Source organism: Shewanella corallii (assembly GCF_023349125.1).
Taxonomy (GTDB): domain Bacteria; phylum Pseudomonadota; class Gammaproteobacteria; order Enterobacterales; family Shewanellaceae; genus Shewanella; species Shewanella corallii.
Genome location: NZ_JAKIKT010000003.1, coordinates 422,729 through 437,821 on the forward strand (window position 1 = coordinate 422,729; position 15,093 = coordinate 437,821).

The 15,093-nt window shown below is 51.7% G+C and carries 15 protein-coding genes; 6 read left to right on the top strand and 9 right to left on the bottom strand.

What is annotated here, in order from left to right:
• Window positions 1-112: 112 nt before the first annotated feature.
• The 3 genes from L2725_RS11035 (at window position 113) to L2725_RS11045 (ending at window position 1,995) form a co-directional block, all read left to right on the top strand.
• Entirely contained in the window at window positions 113-916 is an 804-nt protein-coding gene (locus L2725_RS11035) for an AraC family transcriptional regulator (protein ID WP_249249011.1), read from the top strand.
• 29 nt (window positions 917-945) lie between these two features.
• Entirely contained in the window at window positions 946-1,578 is a 633-nt protein-coding gene (locus L2725_RS11040) for a LysE family translocator (protein ID WP_249249012.1), read from the top strand.
• A gap of 81 nt (window positions 1,579-1,659) precedes the next feature.
• Window positions 1,660-1,995: a hypothetical protein gene (locus L2725_RS11045; RefSeq protein WP_248935741.1), complete on the top strand. Its 336-nt coding sequence runs from the start codon at window positions 1,660-1,662 to the stop codon at window positions 1,993-1,995.
• Window positions 1,996-2,071: 76 nt separating this feature from the next.
• Here L2725_RS11045 and L2725_RS11050 read toward each other — a convergent pair whose 3' ends face one another.
• Window positions 2,072-3,418 carry a sigma-54-dependent transcriptional regulator gene (locus L2725_RS11050; protein ID WP_249249013.1) on the bottom strand — a complete coding sequence of 449 codons (1,347 nt, stop codon included), beginning with the start codon at window positions 3,416-3,418 and terminating at the stop codon, window positions 2,072-2,074.
• 35 nt (window positions 3,419-3,453) lie between these two features.
• Window positions 3,454-5,031 carry a sensor histidine kinase gene (locus tag L2725_RS11055; RefSeq protein ID WP_249249015.1) on the bottom strand — a complete coding sequence of 526 codons (1,578 nt, stop codon included), beginning with the start codon at window positions 5,029-5,031 and terminating at the stop codon, window positions 3,454-3,456.
• A 319-nt stretch (window positions 5,032-5,350) separates the two neighbouring features.
• Here L2725_RS11055 and L2725_RS11060 point away from each other — a divergent pair, with 319 nt between their 5' ends.
• Window positions 5,351-6,040 carry a hypothetical protein gene (locus L2725_RS11060; protein ID WP_249249016.1) on the top strand — a complete coding sequence of 230 codons (690 nt, stop codon included), beginning with the start codon at window positions 5,351-5,353 and terminating at the stop codon, window positions 6,038-6,040.
• 22 nt (window positions 6,041-6,062) lie between these two features.
• Here L2725_RS11060 and L2725_RS11065 read toward each other — a convergent pair whose 3' ends face one another.
• From L2725_RS11065 to L2725_RS11075, 3 genes are read right to left on the bottom strand one after another with little or no spacing between them, the layout of a single operon-like run.
• Window positions 6,063-7,550 carry an ABC transporter permease subunit gene (locus L2725_RS11065; protein WP_249249017.1) on the bottom strand — a complete coding sequence of 496 codons (1,488 nt, stop codon included), beginning with the start codon at window positions 7,548-7,550 and terminating at the stop codon, window positions 6,063-6,065.
• Complete coding sequence (locus tag L2725_RS11070) at window positions 7,543-8,223, bottom strand: ATP-binding cassette domain-containing protein (protein WP_249249018.1); 681 nt, start codon at window positions 8,221-8,223, stop codon at window positions 7,543-7,545. Before L2725_RS11070 ends, L2725_RS11065 begins: the two co-directional genes overlap by 8 nt.
• Window positions 8,223-9,077, bottom strand: a complete 855-nt coding sequence (locus L2725_RS11075; RefSeq protein ID WP_249249019.1) for a putative selenate ABC transporter substrate-binding protein — start codon at window positions 9,075-9,077, stop codon at window positions 8,223-8,225. The genes L2725_RS11070 and L2725_RS11075 overlap by 1 nt, the downstream gene beginning before the upstream one ends.
• 195 nt (window positions 9,078-9,272) lie before the next feature.
• On the opposite strand from L2725_RS11075, the gene L2725_RS11080 reads away from it, so the two are divergent.
• Both L2725_RS11080 and L2725_RS11085 read left to right on the top strand, forming a co-directional pair.
• Entirely contained in the window at window positions 9,273-9,947 is a 675-nt protein-coding gene (locus tag L2725_RS11080; protein ID WP_249249079.1) for a response regulator, read from the top strand.
• Between the two features lie 27 nt (window positions 9,948-9,974).
• Window positions 9,975-11,315 (top strand): ATP-binding protein, encoded by a 1,341-nt coding sequence (locus L2725_RS11085; protein WP_249249020.1) that lies wholly within the window; start codon window positions 9,975-9,977, stop codon window positions 11,313-11,315.
• Between the two features lie 5 nt (window positions 11,316-11,320).
• Here the strand turns inward: L2725_RS11085 and L2725_RS11090 are convergent, their stop codons facing one another.
• The 4 genes from L2725_RS11090 to sucC all read right to left on the bottom strand — a co-directional run bounded on the left by L2725_RS11090 (window position 11,321) and on the right by sucC (window position 15,087).
• Window positions 11,321-12,019 carry a 2OG-Fe(II) oxygenase gene (locus tag L2725_RS11090; protein WP_249249021.1) on the bottom strand — a complete coding sequence of 233 codons (699 nt, stop codon included), beginning with the start codon at window positions 12,017-12,019 and terminating at the stop codon, window positions 11,321-11,323.
• Between the two features lie 67 nt (window positions 12,020-12,086).
• Window positions 12,087-12,986 carry an AEC family transporter gene (locus L2725_RS11095; RefSeq protein ID WP_249249022.1) on the bottom strand — a complete coding sequence of 300 codons (900 nt, stop codon included), beginning with the start codon at window positions 12,984-12,986 and terminating at the stop codon, window positions 12,087-12,089.
• 62 nt (window positions 12,987-13,048) lie between these two features.
• A complete protein-coding gene (gene sucD, locus L2725_RS11100) occupies window positions 13,049-13,921 on the bottom strand; it encodes a succinate--CoA ligase subunit alpha (RefSeq protein ID WP_115138536.1) in 873 nt (290 codons plus the stop codon).
• Window positions 13,921-15,087 (bottom strand): ADP-forming succinate--CoA ligase subunit beta, encoded by a 1,167-nt coding sequence (gene sucC, locus L2725_RS11105; protein ID WP_249249023.1) that lies wholly within the window; start codon window positions 15,085-15,087, stop codon window positions 13,921-13,923. Before sucC ends, sucD begins: the two co-directional genes overlap by 1 nt.
• Between the last annotated feature and the right edge of the window lie 6 nt (window positions 15,088-15,093).

Here is a 15,093-nt window from a genome sequence, read left to right on the forward strand (position 1 = left end):
ATGTGATAATTCAGCACGGTGCAACCATTTACTGGTCGCAGAATAATGAATCACAGTAACATTTGACCCAGGTTCAGATTATAAGGAAAACAGCTTGGCGATACAGGAGAGCATGGAATACAGACATCTGCCGCAACTGCCGGATGTTGAACTTAGTCTGGGGAAGTTTAAACACTTCAGCTTTGCGCCTCATGTGCACCTGGATTTCCACATAGGAGTGGTCACCCGGGGTGCCCAGCGCTTTGCGCACAAGGGCGAACAGTTGCTGCTGACCCCGGGCTCACTGGCCACCATGAATCCGGATATGGTGCACACAGGTCAAAGTGCTGATGCGTCGGACTATGTCACCCGGGTCTTATCTGTGCCTGTAACCCTGGTTGAAGAGCTGGCAAATAATCATGGACACAGTGAATGGTTCTTCGGCTCGGGCCTGTTGCAGGATGTGCAGGTATTCAAGGATTTCGTTCAGTTGCACCAGCAACTGAGTCAGCCCGGGACTGCCACGCTGGATGGTGAATCGGCACTGCTGGGATTTGTCGACACCCTGATGCAACAGCACGGCGAGCGTTGCACTCAGCCAAAAGAGTACCGGCTCTGTTCTGACGCGCTGGGCAGGATACACGAGCTTTTCCATCATGCGCCCGGCGACGATTACAGCCTGCAAACCCTGGCGGATCTTGTTGGACTGGGGAAATACCAATTGCTGAGACAGTTTAAACAGGCCACAGGTATGCCGCCATTCGCCTATCTGCAGCGTATCCGACTTGAGTATGCCAAGAAGGCACTGCACAACGGACATAGGTTGTGCGATCTGGCCTGCTCACTGGGCTTTTTTGACGAAGCCCACCTTAATAAAGCCTTTAAGCAGGCTTATACTCTGTCGCCCTCTGCCTATCGGCAGACGCTGGCCAGCTAACTCCCATCTTCCAACAATAAAAAGAGACTATGGAAACTCAGTTATTTATTACACTTGCGGGTATCCACCTGCTCGCCCTGATGAGCCCAGGACCAGACTTCGCGCTAATGCTGACCAAAGCCACAGGGCCAAGGGCTACCGCAGTGGCGGCTGCAGCCGGGATCAGTGCTGCAATCCTGGTGCATACCCTGCTCAGCCTCAGTGGTATCAGTTTGTTGATCCAGAGCAGTCCAGCCCTGTTTACTTTGGTCAAAGTCGCAGGCTCCCTTTATCTGGGCTGGATGGGGATCAGTATGATCAGGGCCGGGATGACACCGTCTGCAGCAACCACAGACGACCCGGCTCCCGCCGCCGAGATATCGGGTGGCAGCGGCTTTATGCAGGGCTTTTATACCAATATGCTTAACCCCAAGGCACTGGTGTTCTTCCTGACCCTGTTCTCCTCACTGGTCAGCGTCGATGCCGGTTGGGGCGATAAGCTGATTATCTGCATTATCATGTTCGGCCTGTCGTTTGCCTGGTTTGGATTGCTGGCGTTTGGGCTTACCAGTGGCGGCCTGCATACCTGGCTTAAACGCAAAGCCTGCTGGCTCAACAACCTGTCGGGTATCCTCTTTGTGGTTGTCGCCATCAGCATACTCGCCAATCTTCTTTATTACTGATTTACAGAAATGTGAACTTGCAAACTAAATGCTGCTTTAAGCTTTGTTAATCTGCCGCCATATAACAAAGGAGACAGATTTATGTGGTGGCGAGTCATTTTGACGGTTTTGGCATTCTGGCTGATTGGAGCCCACTTCCTGCGATATGGTGACACCCTGCTGTGCGCAGCTGCGGCCGCGCTGCCATTGCTTATGTTGTTCAAGCACTCAATGGCACTGAGGTTTTTACAACTGGCTCTGGTCATTTCGGCTATTGGAGTATGGGGGATCAGTGGCTTCGATTATGTGCAGATGCGTTTGGCAGTCGATGCCCCCTGGATGCGACTGGCAGCCATTATGACAGGTGTCGCCCTTTACACTCTGGCAGCCGCTTACTGGGTTGAAGGCATAGGCCGTCGTCGTAAGCTGTTTGCATAAATGGATATCAGCAAAATGCCCCGAGTGATTCCGGGGCATTTTTTATGGTGACAAGCTAGAACGGTGAAGCCGTCAACTACACCAAAGCATGCTTCTCCAGTCGATACAGGAACGCCTTATAACTCATACCCAGCCATTTGGCAGCCTGGGTTCGGTTGGAATCACACCTTTGCATTGCCTGCTGTAAGCATTGCTTTTCAAATTCGTCCCAATTCACCCCTGCATCCGGTAACTGCAATTGACCCGATACTGCCAGCGTCGATTGCGCCGACAATTTAAGTTCGTGAAGCAGTTCCTGCTCATCTCCCAGCAATACAAAACGTTCGATGCGATTTGACAGCTCCCTGACATTGCCTGGCCAGTGAAAATCCAACAGCTGTTTCATTACTGGCTTGTCCAGAACCGGAACCTCAAGGGAATAGGCTCTGGAGTGTAGCTTAAGGAAATACTCAATCAGCCTGCCGATATCCTCCCGACGCTCTCTTAAGGCCGGCATTCTCAAGGGAACAACATTCAGTCTGTAGTAAAGATCCTCTCTGAATCTGCCTTCCGCCACTTCAAGCTGCAGGTCCTTGTGAGTCGCCGCAATCACCCTGACATCAACAGACATTTCACCATGCTGACCCAGTCGGCTAATCACGCCTTCCTGCAAAAACCTGAGCAACTTGGTCTGTTGCAGCTGAGGTAATTCAGCGACCTCATCCAAAAACAGCGTACCGCCATTGGCGGCTTCGAGCTTGCCGATTTTTAAACTGGTGGCGCCGGTAAAGGCCCCTTTCTCAGCACCAAAAAGTTCAGCCTCAGCCAAAGACTCGGGAATTGCCCCACAGTTAATGGCAATAAAAGGTTGCTCATGTCTGTCTGACAACTGATGCAGGGCTCTGGCTGCCAGCTCTTTACCTGTACCGCTCTCGCCGCCAATCAGCACGGTCACATCAGTGGCGCTGACCCGCTTAATTCTTTCATAGACCTTCTGCATGCAGGGCGCCTTACCCACCAGCCCCACCAACTCCCTTTGTTCACTCAAAGCACTGGACAAAGCTTTGTTCTGCCGCCTCAGCTCCTGAGTTTTAGCCACCTTGTCTATCGCCAACAGCAGCGCCTGTCTTTGGTAAGGCTTGGCCAGATAGTCATCAGCACCGGCCCTTATTGCCTCAACAGCATGACTGATGGTGCCGTAGGCCGTTGCAATAATAAACCCAATATCTCCCTGCTCCCGCCGCACATAATTGAGCAGATCCATACCTGATAACTGTCCCAGCTTCCAATCTGAAAAAATCAGATCCGGCTTCGATTGCTTGATAGCCAAAATCGCCTCTTCCACACTGCCACAGTCCGACACCTGATAGCCTTCACCGGAAAGCATGGCGCAAATCAACTCCCGCTGTTCCTGTTCGTCCTCCACCACCAAAATGTGGGGCATCCGTTCCTGTTGCGGGGATTTCACCGACGTTTTACTCACTGACTTTCCTCCCTGAACTTGATAATTGCCACTGTGCCGCCTTCCGGGTTATCTGCGAACTCTATCTCTCCGCCATAGTGGGTTTCCAGCAAACGCAGTGCGATATATAGCCCCATACCTGTGCCTTCAGCCTTGGTGGTAAAGTGCGGCTCTCCCAGGTGTTGTTTCTGTTCGGCTGTCAGGCCCTTGCCCCAGTCCGTTACCCTAAGTTCCAACCCGGTGCTTGTCCGCATGCCCTCCACTTTTATCCGGGTGTTATCCTCAGGGCTCGCCTCACAGGCGTTGACTATCACGGCGTGGAGAATACTGCGAAGTTCTGACTCGGCACCGGTCAGAGTCAACCCGGTCTCCAGTTCAAGTTCTGATGAGACTTTTTGCCCGGTCACCGACAGCTCCAGCAAGATATCCTGCACTATCGCCTGTACAGGTAAGGCATCGGTGCGAGACAACCCATTGGCAGAGAGCGTCAACAGGGATTGGATCTGCTTATCCATCATCTCGATTTTTTTGCGCATCTTCTCCATTAGCCTGGCTTTGTCCTGCTGAGTGTCACATTGCTCAACCGAGTCAGACAGCATTCCCAGGGTCTGCAATGGATTCCGCAGGCTGTGAGCGATCCCCCGGGTGATTTGCCCAAGCTCAGCGAGATGCTGCTGCCCTGCCATCAGTTGCTCTTTCTGGCTCAACTCAGCCAGTTTGCGACTCATATTGTTGAACCCTGCCAACATACGTTTGAGCTCTCTGACACCCTGCTCACGGATCTGAACCCCCAGATTGCCATCCCCCAATTGTTTATGACCATCAGCCAACTCCGTCAGCGGCCGACTGACCCAGGTGATCACCCATGAGGCAAGCAAGATAGCGCCAACACCTGTGACTGAGATCAGTACCAACATCCACTCAACATAACGACTGAGCAGATCATCAGTATGGCGGCTGGTCAAATCGACCTGATGCACCACCCCGGGTGAAGCAATAAACTCAACCCGGCCTTTGCTCATATTGACCTCCTCCAGGCGCGCCAGCACTTCATCGGCTTTTTCGCGGTAACGCTCGGCTGTAGCCCTTTGTACCTCTTCCGCCCAAAGCTGTTGTAACTCCTCCAGCTCCCGCTCTTTCTTCCTGAGCGTGTCCACCTGAGAGGACCTTGCCTGCAGCAGCGCTTCCTCTATCTCCTTTTGAGCCTGGGCGATCGCCGCTTTTTGCTCAGCCAACGCCTTGGTACTGGCATCTGCTGAATCAAGATTAATTGAATACTGATCGCCTCCCGCGCCCTGAACTATGGTGAACACTTCACTGAGCTCACCATATTGCTCCCCCAGCTTTTCCAGCTCCATCACCAAAGCACGGTTCTCCTCTCGTGCTATCCACTCCAGTTCGGGAGCCGGTGGCGGACCGAACTCAACTGTGGAGTCAAACACCACACTCACCAGTTCCCGCGATAATGCTCTGGAGTCAGCCTGTACCTCCTGCTCCAGCTGCCCCTTAAAAAACCAGGCCAGGAACAGCTGGCTGATGCTCAACAGAACAATCACTGCACTGAGCAGTAAAAACAGGTATCTCCTGATCGACATTGATTTCCCTCAATTCCACACTTGGACTCCTGCATTGACCAATTCAATTTTCAGGCCACAAATCAATTACCGCCATCAAACCAAATAACAAGGAGTTAGCCCCAATCACAGGCAACATTTCATTAACCTTCAACGCTAAGCGGCAGATCTGTCAAGGGAATTTCCGCATATGGGGAATCCCGACTGCTGATTTCAGTAAGGCATTGTGGAACACCACCAGGTACAACCAACCAAACCATTACATTTCAAGCATTTAGATTGTTGGCACGCTTCTGGCTCTACCCTGGTTGACCTACAACTCGATGATAAGGAAACCACAATGAAAAATTTAGCTATGGCCATGGGCCTGACTGTCGCAACCGCATTAAGCATGGGATCTGCTACAGCCGTCGATGTTCGCACCCTGCATATTCAGTCGCTGGCTGATGAGCAAAGCGGTGGGACTACCAGGGTGAAGGTTAGTCATGACGGAATTGAGGTGGACGAGAAGTTTACCGAAGAGGAGCTGAAAGACAGGGACCTGCTTGAAAATCGTCTGGCGGCACTGCCTGAAGATAAGCGCAATAAAATCATTGATATGCTCCAAAGAGCCAGCGACGGCAATTTAATGTTTAACTTCGATTTTGACCCCGAGCTCCACAAAGAGATGATTTTCCTCACGGATGAATTTCACCGTGAACATGCCGACAAGCTACGCGACATGGATGTGCTGACTGAAGAGATGGAAGCCAGAACCGAAGAGATGGAGCTCAGGGCCAAAGAGCTGGAAGAAAAAGCCCGTGAAATGGCAGGTAAAATTGAGCAGCACGTGGAATTTGTTACTGCCGGGGTCGACGATGGCTTCATTATAGAAATGAATCAAGATGATGATGGCAAAGTAATGATTATAAAAGAGATTGAAACGCCTTCCATGTCCAATCACATTGTCAGAATGCTGGAAAACAGCAAACTGACCGATGAGGAAAAACAGGCGATACAGGACGCTCTGGACAAAGCGGACGAAAAGTAACAGCCAGGTAAAGTTCTTTCTGTCAGCAGTGTAAAGACTTGTCGGTTCGGGTAAGGAACGCCCTGCCGACAGCATCCACCACAATATTCAGGGCCGCCACAGCCAGTAAGAGTATCAGGGCATTTCCATACCTGAGTTCTGAAAACGCGCTGTCGACATAAAAGCCCAGTGTTGCGACACCAATAATGCCAAGGATGGCGCTCTCCCTGAGTATCACTTCAAAGCGATAAAACAATAGTGCCATGGTATTGGGATAAATCGCTGGCAGCACTCTGAAATGCCAGTCATCCATTGCCTTCTTCTGAGTCACCTCTGCTGGCAAGGTATCGGCCTGACGGGATGAAAGAAATACCAACAGGGCTGCATTGTGCAGGGCCAGCGCCAAAATTCCGGGCAGCATTGACGGCCCAAACAGCAGCACGAAAATAAATGCCAACAGGTATTCAGGCGTCGATCTCAGCACCAGAGACATTCCGCGACCAACAAACCAAAGTCGCCAAAAACGGCGACAGGCTAAAGGCAACCACAGCAAAGTGAGCAAATGGGTCAACACCAAAGCCGCCAATGCCAGCAATAGAGTTGCCATTAACCCGGGCCAAATCTGTTCAGTAAACAAGGGCAACAGCCAGGTTTGCAGCGCACTCAACACCCCATCTCCCCCGCTGGCATTCACTACCGCCGAAGGCACCAGATCTGAGATAAAACCGGCAAGTAATGTCAGACTGTCCAGTTGCGGGGCCTGGGGCAACCAGATCAACGCCAGTAACAGCATCAGCGGAACAAGCATGCGGCGGCACCAGTATTTCAAGGTACCAATCAGCAGAATAAACATCAGCAATAAGGCGCCACCAAGATGATAGTGCCCCTGGGAATAAGCAGACTCAAGATAGAAGCCCAGCGTAGGCAGGCCAATAAATCCCAGCACGGCGCTGCTTCTGAGAGCACACTCAAACCGGTACCGGATATAACTTTCCATTTGCGGCCACACATTGGCCATCCGGCCATAAACGTAGCGGCTAAGTCTGTCACCAGGGATAGACTGCTCCAGTGATGAGGAGGTCAGCCTTAACATGTCATGAAAAACCCGGGCAAAGGTCGCGGCAAAAGGCAGGGTTATCGCCAAAATTCCGGTTAATGGAGATAAGCCAAAAACCTGCATCAACAACAGCGCCCAGAAGAGCTCATGTATGGCGCGAACAAAAGCACACACAGCCGCAACCAAAGGGTGATGGTAAACCAGCGCCAGAGGTAAACCGATAAACAGGGAAAGGGCCACACCCAGCAGCGCAAAAGCCACTGTCTGCCAAATCGCCGTCAGCAGATACTCCATTTTGCCAAGCTCGGGTGTCAACAACCCCGCCGCCATCAACTTCAGTTCGTGCCAGGGATCGATGGCAAGCACGGCAATATCCGCCAGCCACCAGGCAAGCATGCCAATCAGATAGAGCCACATTGCCTGCTTTTGCCAAAAGCCGGGGCGCCATCCGGCGGGTTTGACGGTCTCAGCCATTAAGACGCTCTGAGCTGTTTTCCTGTTTATACAGCCTGGCCAGCACAGACTCGTTCACCTCAGCGGCCGGCAGATCAAACACAACCCTTCCCTGAGCTATCCCCACTACCCGGTCAAACGCCTCACGGGCCAGGTTGGCATCATGCATCACCACGATTTGTGTTGAAAATGACGCTTTGAGCGTAGCCAACAGGCGCCGACTCATCTCACCGTCAAGAGCTGAAAAAGGTTCATCGGCCAGCAGAACCGGCGCCTTTTGATAAAGGGCTCTGCCGATGGCGACACGCTGACGCTGGCCGCCGGAAAGCTGGGTGACGGGTTTATGGAGCGGAAGGTCCAGCTCCAATTCCTGACACAGCAGGTTGATTGCGGAACCTTGTTTGGGGAGTGGCCAAACCAGATTAAGCAGGTTGTAAAGCCATAGATGGCGGTCCAGTGCGCCCATATAGATGTTATGAAACACACTCAGATTATCTACCAGCGCTTTGGATTGAACACACTGTGCGGTGCTGCTTTTGGGCAGACTTTGATAAATGTGGTGCAGCAATGTGGTTTTACCGCCACCGGAAGGTCCAAGGATAGCCAGCCTCTCTCCCTGTCTGAGCTTAAGGTTAACGCCTGTCACTACAGGCGTATCACCATAACTCAGCTTAAGATCAACCAGCTCAAGCATTAATCCAGCAGGCCTATGCTCTGGGCCAGCTCTTCGATGGGCAGGTAGTCCTGATTAACTGCGGGGACAAATGATTTGCGCGGGAAACTGGCCAACAGCTCAGGATCATTCATATCCAACAGGGTTTGAGTCAGTCTGGTTTTAAAACCGTCACCATAAACATCATTAACGCCGGCCCTGACTGTCCACTGATAATCCGGGTAGGAAGGGGTTTCCCATACAATCTCCACCTTGCTGGTATCGACTTTGCCTTTGGCTACTGCGGTTTCCCATACCTTATAGTTCACGGCCCCAACCTGATAAACACCAGACTGCACCAAAGCGATAGTGCGGCTGTGATCACCGGAAAAACCGATACGACTGAATATCTCTTTCGGCCTTTTACCCAGATTACGCTCGATATAAAACTGCGGCATCAGGCGACCTGAAGTTGAATCTTTGGAGCCAAAAGTGAAAGTTAGCCCACTCATACCGGGGAAACCCGTGGTTGGCGTAAGTCCTGCACTTTTGTGGGCGATAAAGTAGCTTTTAAAGAACTGATCTTCGAAACCCTGAGCAATCGCGTCGGAACCCGGCACCAAACGTCTGGCCTGCACGCCGGACAATCCCCCGAACCAGGCAAGTTGCACCTGATTATTACGAAACGCAGTGACAGCTGCAGAGTAGGATTTCACCGGGAGATACTTAACCTCAACCCCGAGTTCCTTTTCCAGATAACGTGCCACCTTTTCAAAACGCAGTTTCAGCTGTGTTTCGTCCTCATCCGGAATGGCAGTAAAGGTAAACACCTCTCCCCGGGCGATTGAAGCAAAGGCAATCAAAGCTATAAAAAGACAGCGTTTAAACAGTTTCATCACATGTTGACCGTATAATTTTTTACGCAACTTTAACCACCACGCCATCAAACTCAAGCAATTTTTTCTCAACTTGGCTGTTTATTCTCGATTCAGCCCGGGTTCAGCCCTTGTACATTAAGCTAACAACTTGTTTTTACAGCGTCTTGTTCAAGATGTAAGATGACGGCTAACTAGAAGGCGTGGAGTATGACAATGAGAATCCTGGTAGTAGAAGACGATCCTATTTTGTCTCATCATCTGAAGGTGCAGCTCAGTGAATTGGGCAATCAGGTTCAGGTTGCGCCAACAGCCACAGAAGGCCTGTATCAGGCATCCGATTACCCCATAGATGTCGCTATTGTCGATCTTGGCCTGCCTGACGGCGATGGCGTGCAGCTTATTCAACAGATGCGGGCTCAGGGAGTTAAAGCGCCTGTGCTGGTATTGACCGCCAGGGTTAACTGGCAGGATAAGGTGACCGCCCTTAACGCGGGTGCCGACGATTATCTGGTTAAGCCTTTCCAGAAAGAGGAGCTGGTCGCCAGACTCGATGCCCTGGTGCGCAGAAGCTCCGGTTTTGTTCGCCCGGTTATTATCAGTGGCGCGATAAAGTTGGATCTGGCAGCCAAACAGGTGTTCTGGCAAGAAGATGAACTGGAAGTCACCGCCTTTGAGTATCAGATCCTGGAATACCTGATGCGCCACCATGGCGAAGTGGTGGCCAAGCAGCGTCTGCTGGATGTCCTGTATGGCGACAAAGAAGGTGATCCCAACACCATTGAAGTGATGATAAGCCGCCTGCGTAAAAAGCTGACCCGGGATGACATTGAATGCCCTATCGTCACCATACGTGGACAGGGCTACCGATTCACTCAAGCCGTTGAGTAAACTCCTGCCATTGAAGCGACAGCCACTATGCCATTGAAAATGAAAAAGCGCCTGATGGCGCGTATGTTCTTCACCTCTTTAACCATCATCGCTTTGGTTGGCCTTGGCCTGGCTGTCCTTATTAATGTGCTCCATGAGCAGAATGCCTATAACGAAGAGACAGCCGAGCTGATTGCCGAGATCCCCTCAGTGGCGGCAGAACTGAGAGAGAGCAAACAACTCCCCCCCAATGTGGATTGGCTGGAGCGAAACCGGTTACCAAAACGCTATGTTATGGCAGCCTGTGGGCCTGACTTTTCTCAACTTTGGACGTCAGCCAAAGCCACAGAATTAAAGCTTTTTGATGCCTGCGAGAAGTTTGACGAAATACGGGGTGACTCTCCCCCCTACTTTATCGAACCGGCCGGTGGCAAGGGCTACTACGCCTATCTATTGGCTGTCGAGCTGGGTGGTAAGAAATACAGTCTGCTGGTGATGAAAGACGCCGCCAAGATCCAGCAGGAGAATCGGGAGTTCAGTGAACGCACCTATTGGCGACTGGCGCTGGTTATGGGGGCTGCTTTTATCCTGCTGGCCAGCGCTGGCTATTGGGGGCTTCGACCTCTGGTCACCATGCGCAATGAACTACTGGCCATTAACCAGGGCAAATCCAGCGAACTGTCAGCGGACTACCCTACCGAGCTGGAGGGGGTCAGTGCAGCCCTGAACCAGCTGCTCAGGCAATCAAGCGATCAGCAGCAACGGGTTGAACATTCCATGAATGATCTGGCCCACAGCCTTAAAACACGGTTGGCAGCTGTGCATGCGATTACCGATGATAAAAGCCTCTCCCGTGAGGAAGCCAATGACAGGATTATGGCGCAAATTGGCCAGATGGATCAGTTGGTGAAGTATCAGTTAAAGCGGGCCACCATGGGCCGCAAAGGTCTCAAGCAGGAGTCGGTTCTCCTGACGCCTATGCTGTCTCAAATCACCATGATGCTGGACAAGGTCTACCGTGAGAAGCAGGTAAAGCTGACCAGCTGTGTGAGCGAGGATGTGATGTTTCCCGGTGGACAGGAGGATTTGATGGAGCTGCTGGGCAACTTGATGGAAAACGCCTATCGTCTTTGTATCAGTGAAGTCAGAGTCAGCGCAGTCAGCCGTGATGGTCAGTTTGAACTCGTGGTCGAAGATGATGGCCCCGGCATTGAAGAGAGCCTGAGAGATAAGGTACTGCAGCGAGGTGTCAGGGCTGACAGTCGCTCACCGGGCCAGGGCATTGGGTTGGCGGTGTGTGATGAGATTGTCTCCAGCTACCAGGGCACTCTGACCATCGAAAATTCGGTACTGGAAGGTGCCCAGTTCAGAGTCAGACTACCGGTATAACCCCACTACTTGCCTGGCTGACCATATAACTGCTCAGCCCGGTTAAACATAATCCAGGAGGTGGCAATATACTTGTCACCGCTCAAGGGCTTGTTACCTCTGTGGGAGTGGGTAAATGCCGCAGGGGCAATCACCATGGTGCCTTTGGTGGGACGTACTTTACGGCCCTGATAAAAAAACTCGGTCTCGCCGCCCTCTTCCACATCATTGAGATAGAACATATAGAGCACCACTCTGTGCAGGGCTTCGTTGTGGCCTGCCTGGGGAAACTGCTCTGAATGCCAGTGAGGGTAACCGCCCTTTGCCTGCTCATACTTCTGAATATTAATGGTGCCACTGCGATACAGGTAACGGATTAGCGCTTCAGTTCTGGGTCGTCCCAACTGTTCAAAGTTATCCGGCGTGAGGGTCACTGGCTTTCCAGCTTCATCCGCGACCTGAACCGCCACAGCTCCCATCATGGCCAGCGGATATTTATTGAAATAATCTACTGATGTGGCAAGGGTATATTGCAGCAGCTCGTTTCGAACACCATCCAGCTCACGGTGCGCATCCAACATCAGATCCATACTGAGTTTCTTTTCCGGATCGACGCCGTGCCCCGTATGTCCTGGCGTCACCCCCTGATGCTTGTCAAAGGTCTCAATCAAGCGGTCACAAAATTCATCCGGCAGCGCGTTGGGGTAAACTTCAATAAAATCCATGGTGTTACCTGTTTGTTATAGTCCCTGTCTGGCTCCACTATAAAGAGACAACCCCACAGCTGCAATCTCAGCTCAGCAACCACAACCAAAAACTGACGCTCACAACGGCCAGCGTGCTTGACAGTACCACAGCACCGGCGATCTCTTTCTCATGCTGTTTGACCTGGACCGCTATCAAATAAGCATTCACTCCCAATGGACTGGCGGCCAACAGCACGGTAACTGCCCGCTCAAGCGAACTCAGTTCAAGGCTACTGCCAAGCCAATAGACCATAGCGGGCAACAGCAGCAACTTAACCAAAGACAGCGACACAACAGAAGTCATGGCACCGGACAATCGATATTGATTCAGATTGGCGCCGAGCACAAACAGGGCACAGGGAATGGCTGGCTTGGCGAGCATCTCGAGGGCGGCATCCAGAGTGACGGGTAAGCTCAGTCCCAACACATTGCCAAGTAAGCCCAACCCTATGCTGGACACTACAGGGTTAAACACCAGGCTTTTAATCAGCTCCAGCGGCTTGCCAAAGCCACTGATCACAAAAGTCAGCCCAAACAGCACTGCGCTGTGAAACGGGATAATCAGGAAGACATTGGCCATTTGCGCCTCGCCGTATGCGGCGATAATCACGGGCAAACCTACGAGCAGTGTGTTGGAATAACTGCCCCCCAACCCCAGCACTGCACTGTGTTTAACGCCCCTTGTGCCAATCAGCGCAGCGACCGCAAGAGTCAGCAGAAACACGCTGACCACAGGCAGATAAAACGCCATCAACACAGCGGGATTGAGGCTGGACTCAAGTGGCACCTTGAGCATGGCAGAAAATAACAGCGCAGGAATACAGATATAAAAGGCCAGTACACTGACACCTTTGACCATCTCAGCAGAAAACCAGCGACTGCGGGACGCGCCATATCCGCAGGCAGCCACCAGCAGTAAGGGAAGAATTATCTCGACTATCGACATAGGCCTAAAAATCCCACAAAAAAGGCGCTCATCACAGAGCGCCTTTCTCTACTCCGGTTGGATTACCAACCAGTCTTTTCACGCAGTGCGCGACCAATGTCAGCCAAAGAGCGAACAGTGGTTACACCGGCAGCTTCCAGCGCAGCAAACTTCTCGTCTGCAGTACCTTTACCACCAGCAATGATGGCACCGGCGTGGCCCATACGCTTACCGGCTGGCGCAGTAACACCCGCGATATAAGATACCACTGGCTTGGTTACGTTAGCCTTGATGTACTCGGCTGCTTCTTCTTCAGCAGTACCACCGATTTCACCAATCATTACGATAGCTTCAGTCAGTGGGTCGTTCTGGAACATTTCCAGTACATCGATAAAGTTGGTACCTGGAATTGGATCACCACCAATACCGACACAGGTAGACTGACCGAAACCTTCGTCAGTGGTCTGCTTAACCGCTTCATAGGTCAGAGTGCCTGAGCGGGAAACAATGCCCACTTTACCTGGCTTGTGAATGTGACCTGGCATAATACCAATCTTACATTCGCCTGGCGTGATAACACCCGGGCAGTTAGGGCCAATCATGCGTACGCCGGTTTCTTCCAGCTTAACCTTCACGTCCAGCATATCCAGCGTTGGAATACCTTCGGTGATACATACGATCAGCTCAATACCACCGTCGATAGCTTCGAAGATGGCATCTTTACAGAAAGGTGCAGGCACATAGATAACAGTGGCAGTTGCACCAGTCGCTGCAACAGCTTCTTTTACTGTGTTGAATACAGGCAGGTCCAGATGAGTCTGACCACCTTTACCCGGAGAAACGCCACCAACCATTTGAGTACCGTAAGCAATCGCCTGCTCAGAATGGAAAGTACCCTGTCCGCCGGTGAAACCCTGACAGATGACTTTGGTATCTTTGTTGATTAATACAGACATTATTTGCCCTCCGCAGCTTTTACAACTTGCTCGGCCGCGTCAGTCAGACTGGTTGCCGCAATGATATCAAGACCTGAATTAGCCAATACTTCACGACCCAGCTCAGCGTTAGTACCTTCCAGACGAACAACAACTGGAACGTTCACACCAACTTCTTTCACTGCACCGATAATGCCTTCAGCAATCATGTCACAACGCACGATACCACCGAAGATGTTAACCAAAACCGCCTTCACATTGTCATCAGACAGAATGATCTTAAACGCTTCAGCAACACGCTCTTTAGTTGCACCACCACCAACGTCAAGGAAGTTGGCTGGCTTGCCGCCATGCAGGTTAACAATGTCCATGGTACCCATGGCCAGACCCGCACCGTTCACCATACAACCAACGTTACCGTCCAGCGCAACATAGTTCAGTTCGAACTTGGCAGCATGGGCTTCGCGTGGGTCATCCTGAGAAGGGTCGTGCATTTCTTTGATTTTAGGCTGACGGAACAGAGCGTTACCATCAACACCAATTTTGCCGTCCAGACAGTGCAGGTTACCTTCGTCGGTAATCACCAGAGGGTTAATCTCCAGCAGTGCAAAGTCATAGGCGTTAAACATGTTCGCCAGACCCATGAAGATTTTGGTGAACTGCTTCATTTGAACTGGGTTCAGGCCCAGTTTGAAGCCAAGGTCACGAGCCTGGTATGGCTGAGGGCCGACCAGTGGATCAATAACGGCTTTGTGGATCAGCTCAGGTGTCTCTTCAGCCACCTTTTCAATCTCTACACCGCCTTCGGTGGAAGCCATAAATACAACGCGGCGAGTACCACGGTCAACGACCGCACCCAGGTACAGCTCATTGGCAATGTCCGTGCAGCTTTCTACCAGGATCTTGGCAACAGGCTGACCATTCTCATCTGTCTGGTATGTCACCAGGTTCTTGCCCAGCCAATGCTCGGCAAATGCTCTGATCTCTTCCTTGTCGCCAGTCACTTTCACACCACCAGCCTTACCACGGCCACCGGCATGAACCTGACACTTAACAACCCACATATTTCCGCCAATCCGGCCCGCTGCTTCTACCGCTTCTTGAGGGGTATCACAGGCGAAACCTTCTGACACAGGTAATCCATATTCGGCAAACAGGGCTTTTGCCTGATACTCATGCAAATTCATGATGAT

Excerpts from the sequence above, each read along its gene's own strand:
- L2725_RS11035 (WP_249249011.1), top strand. The coding sequence starts at position 113 with ATGGAATACAGACATCTGCCGCAACTGCCGGATGTTGAACTTAGTCTG.
- L2725_RS11040 (WP_249249012.1), top strand. The coding sequence starts at position 946 with ATGGAAACTCAGTTATTTATTACACTTGCGGGTATCCACCTGCTCGCC.
- L2725_RS11045 (WP_248935741.1), top strand. The coding sequence starts at position 1,660 with ATGTGGTGGCGAGTCATTTTGACGGTTTTGGCATTCTGGCTGATTGGA.
- L2725_RS11050 (WP_249249013.1), bottom strand. The coding sequence starts at position 3,418 with ATGCCCCACATTTTGGTGGTGGAGGACGAACAGGAACAGCGGGAGTTG.
- L2725_RS11055 (WP_249249015.1), bottom strand. The coding sequence starts at position 5,031 with ATGTCGATCAGGAGATACCTGTTTTTACTGCTCAGTGCAGTGATTGTT.
- L2725_RS11060 (WP_249249016.1), top strand. The coding sequence starts at position 5,351 with ATGAAAAATTTAGCTATGGCCATGGGCCTGACTGTCGCAACCGCATTA.
- L2725_RS11065 (WP_249249017.1), bottom strand. The coding sequence starts at position 7,550 with ATGGCTGAGACCGTCAAACCCGCCGGATGGCGCCCCGGCTTTTGGCAA.
- L2725_RS11070 (WP_249249018.1), bottom strand. The coding sequence starts at position 8,223 with ATGCTTGAGCTGGTTGATCTTAAGCTGAGTTATGGTGATACGCCTGTA.
- L2725_RS11075 (WP_249249019.1), bottom strand. The coding sequence starts at position 9,077 with ATGAAACTGTTTAAACGCTGTCTTTTTATAGCTTTGATTGCCTTTGCT.
- L2725_RS11080 (WP_249249079.1), top strand. The coding sequence starts at position 9,273 with ATGAGAATCCTGGTAGTAGAAGACGATCCTATTTTGTCTCATCATCTG.
- L2725_RS11085 (WP_249249020.1), top strand. The coding sequence starts at position 9,975 with ATGCCATTGAAAATGAAAAAGCGCCTGATGGCGCGTATGTTCTTCACC.
- L2725_RS11090 (WP_249249021.1), bottom strand. The coding sequence starts at position 12,019 with ATGGATTTTATTGAAGTTTACCCCAACGCGCTGCCGGATGAATTTTGT.
- L2725_RS11095 (WP_249249022.1), bottom strand. The coding sequence starts at position 12,986 with ATGTCGATAGTCGAGATAATTCTTCCCTTACTGCTGGTGGCTGCCTGC.
- sucD (WP_115138536.1), bottom strand. The coding sequence starts at position 13,921 with ATGTCTGTATTAATCAACAAAGATACCAAAGTCATCTGTCAGGGTTTC.
- sucC (WP_249249023.1), bottom strand. The coding sequence starts at position 15,087 with ATGAATTTGCATGAGTATCAGGCAAAAGCCCTGTTTGCCGAATATGGA.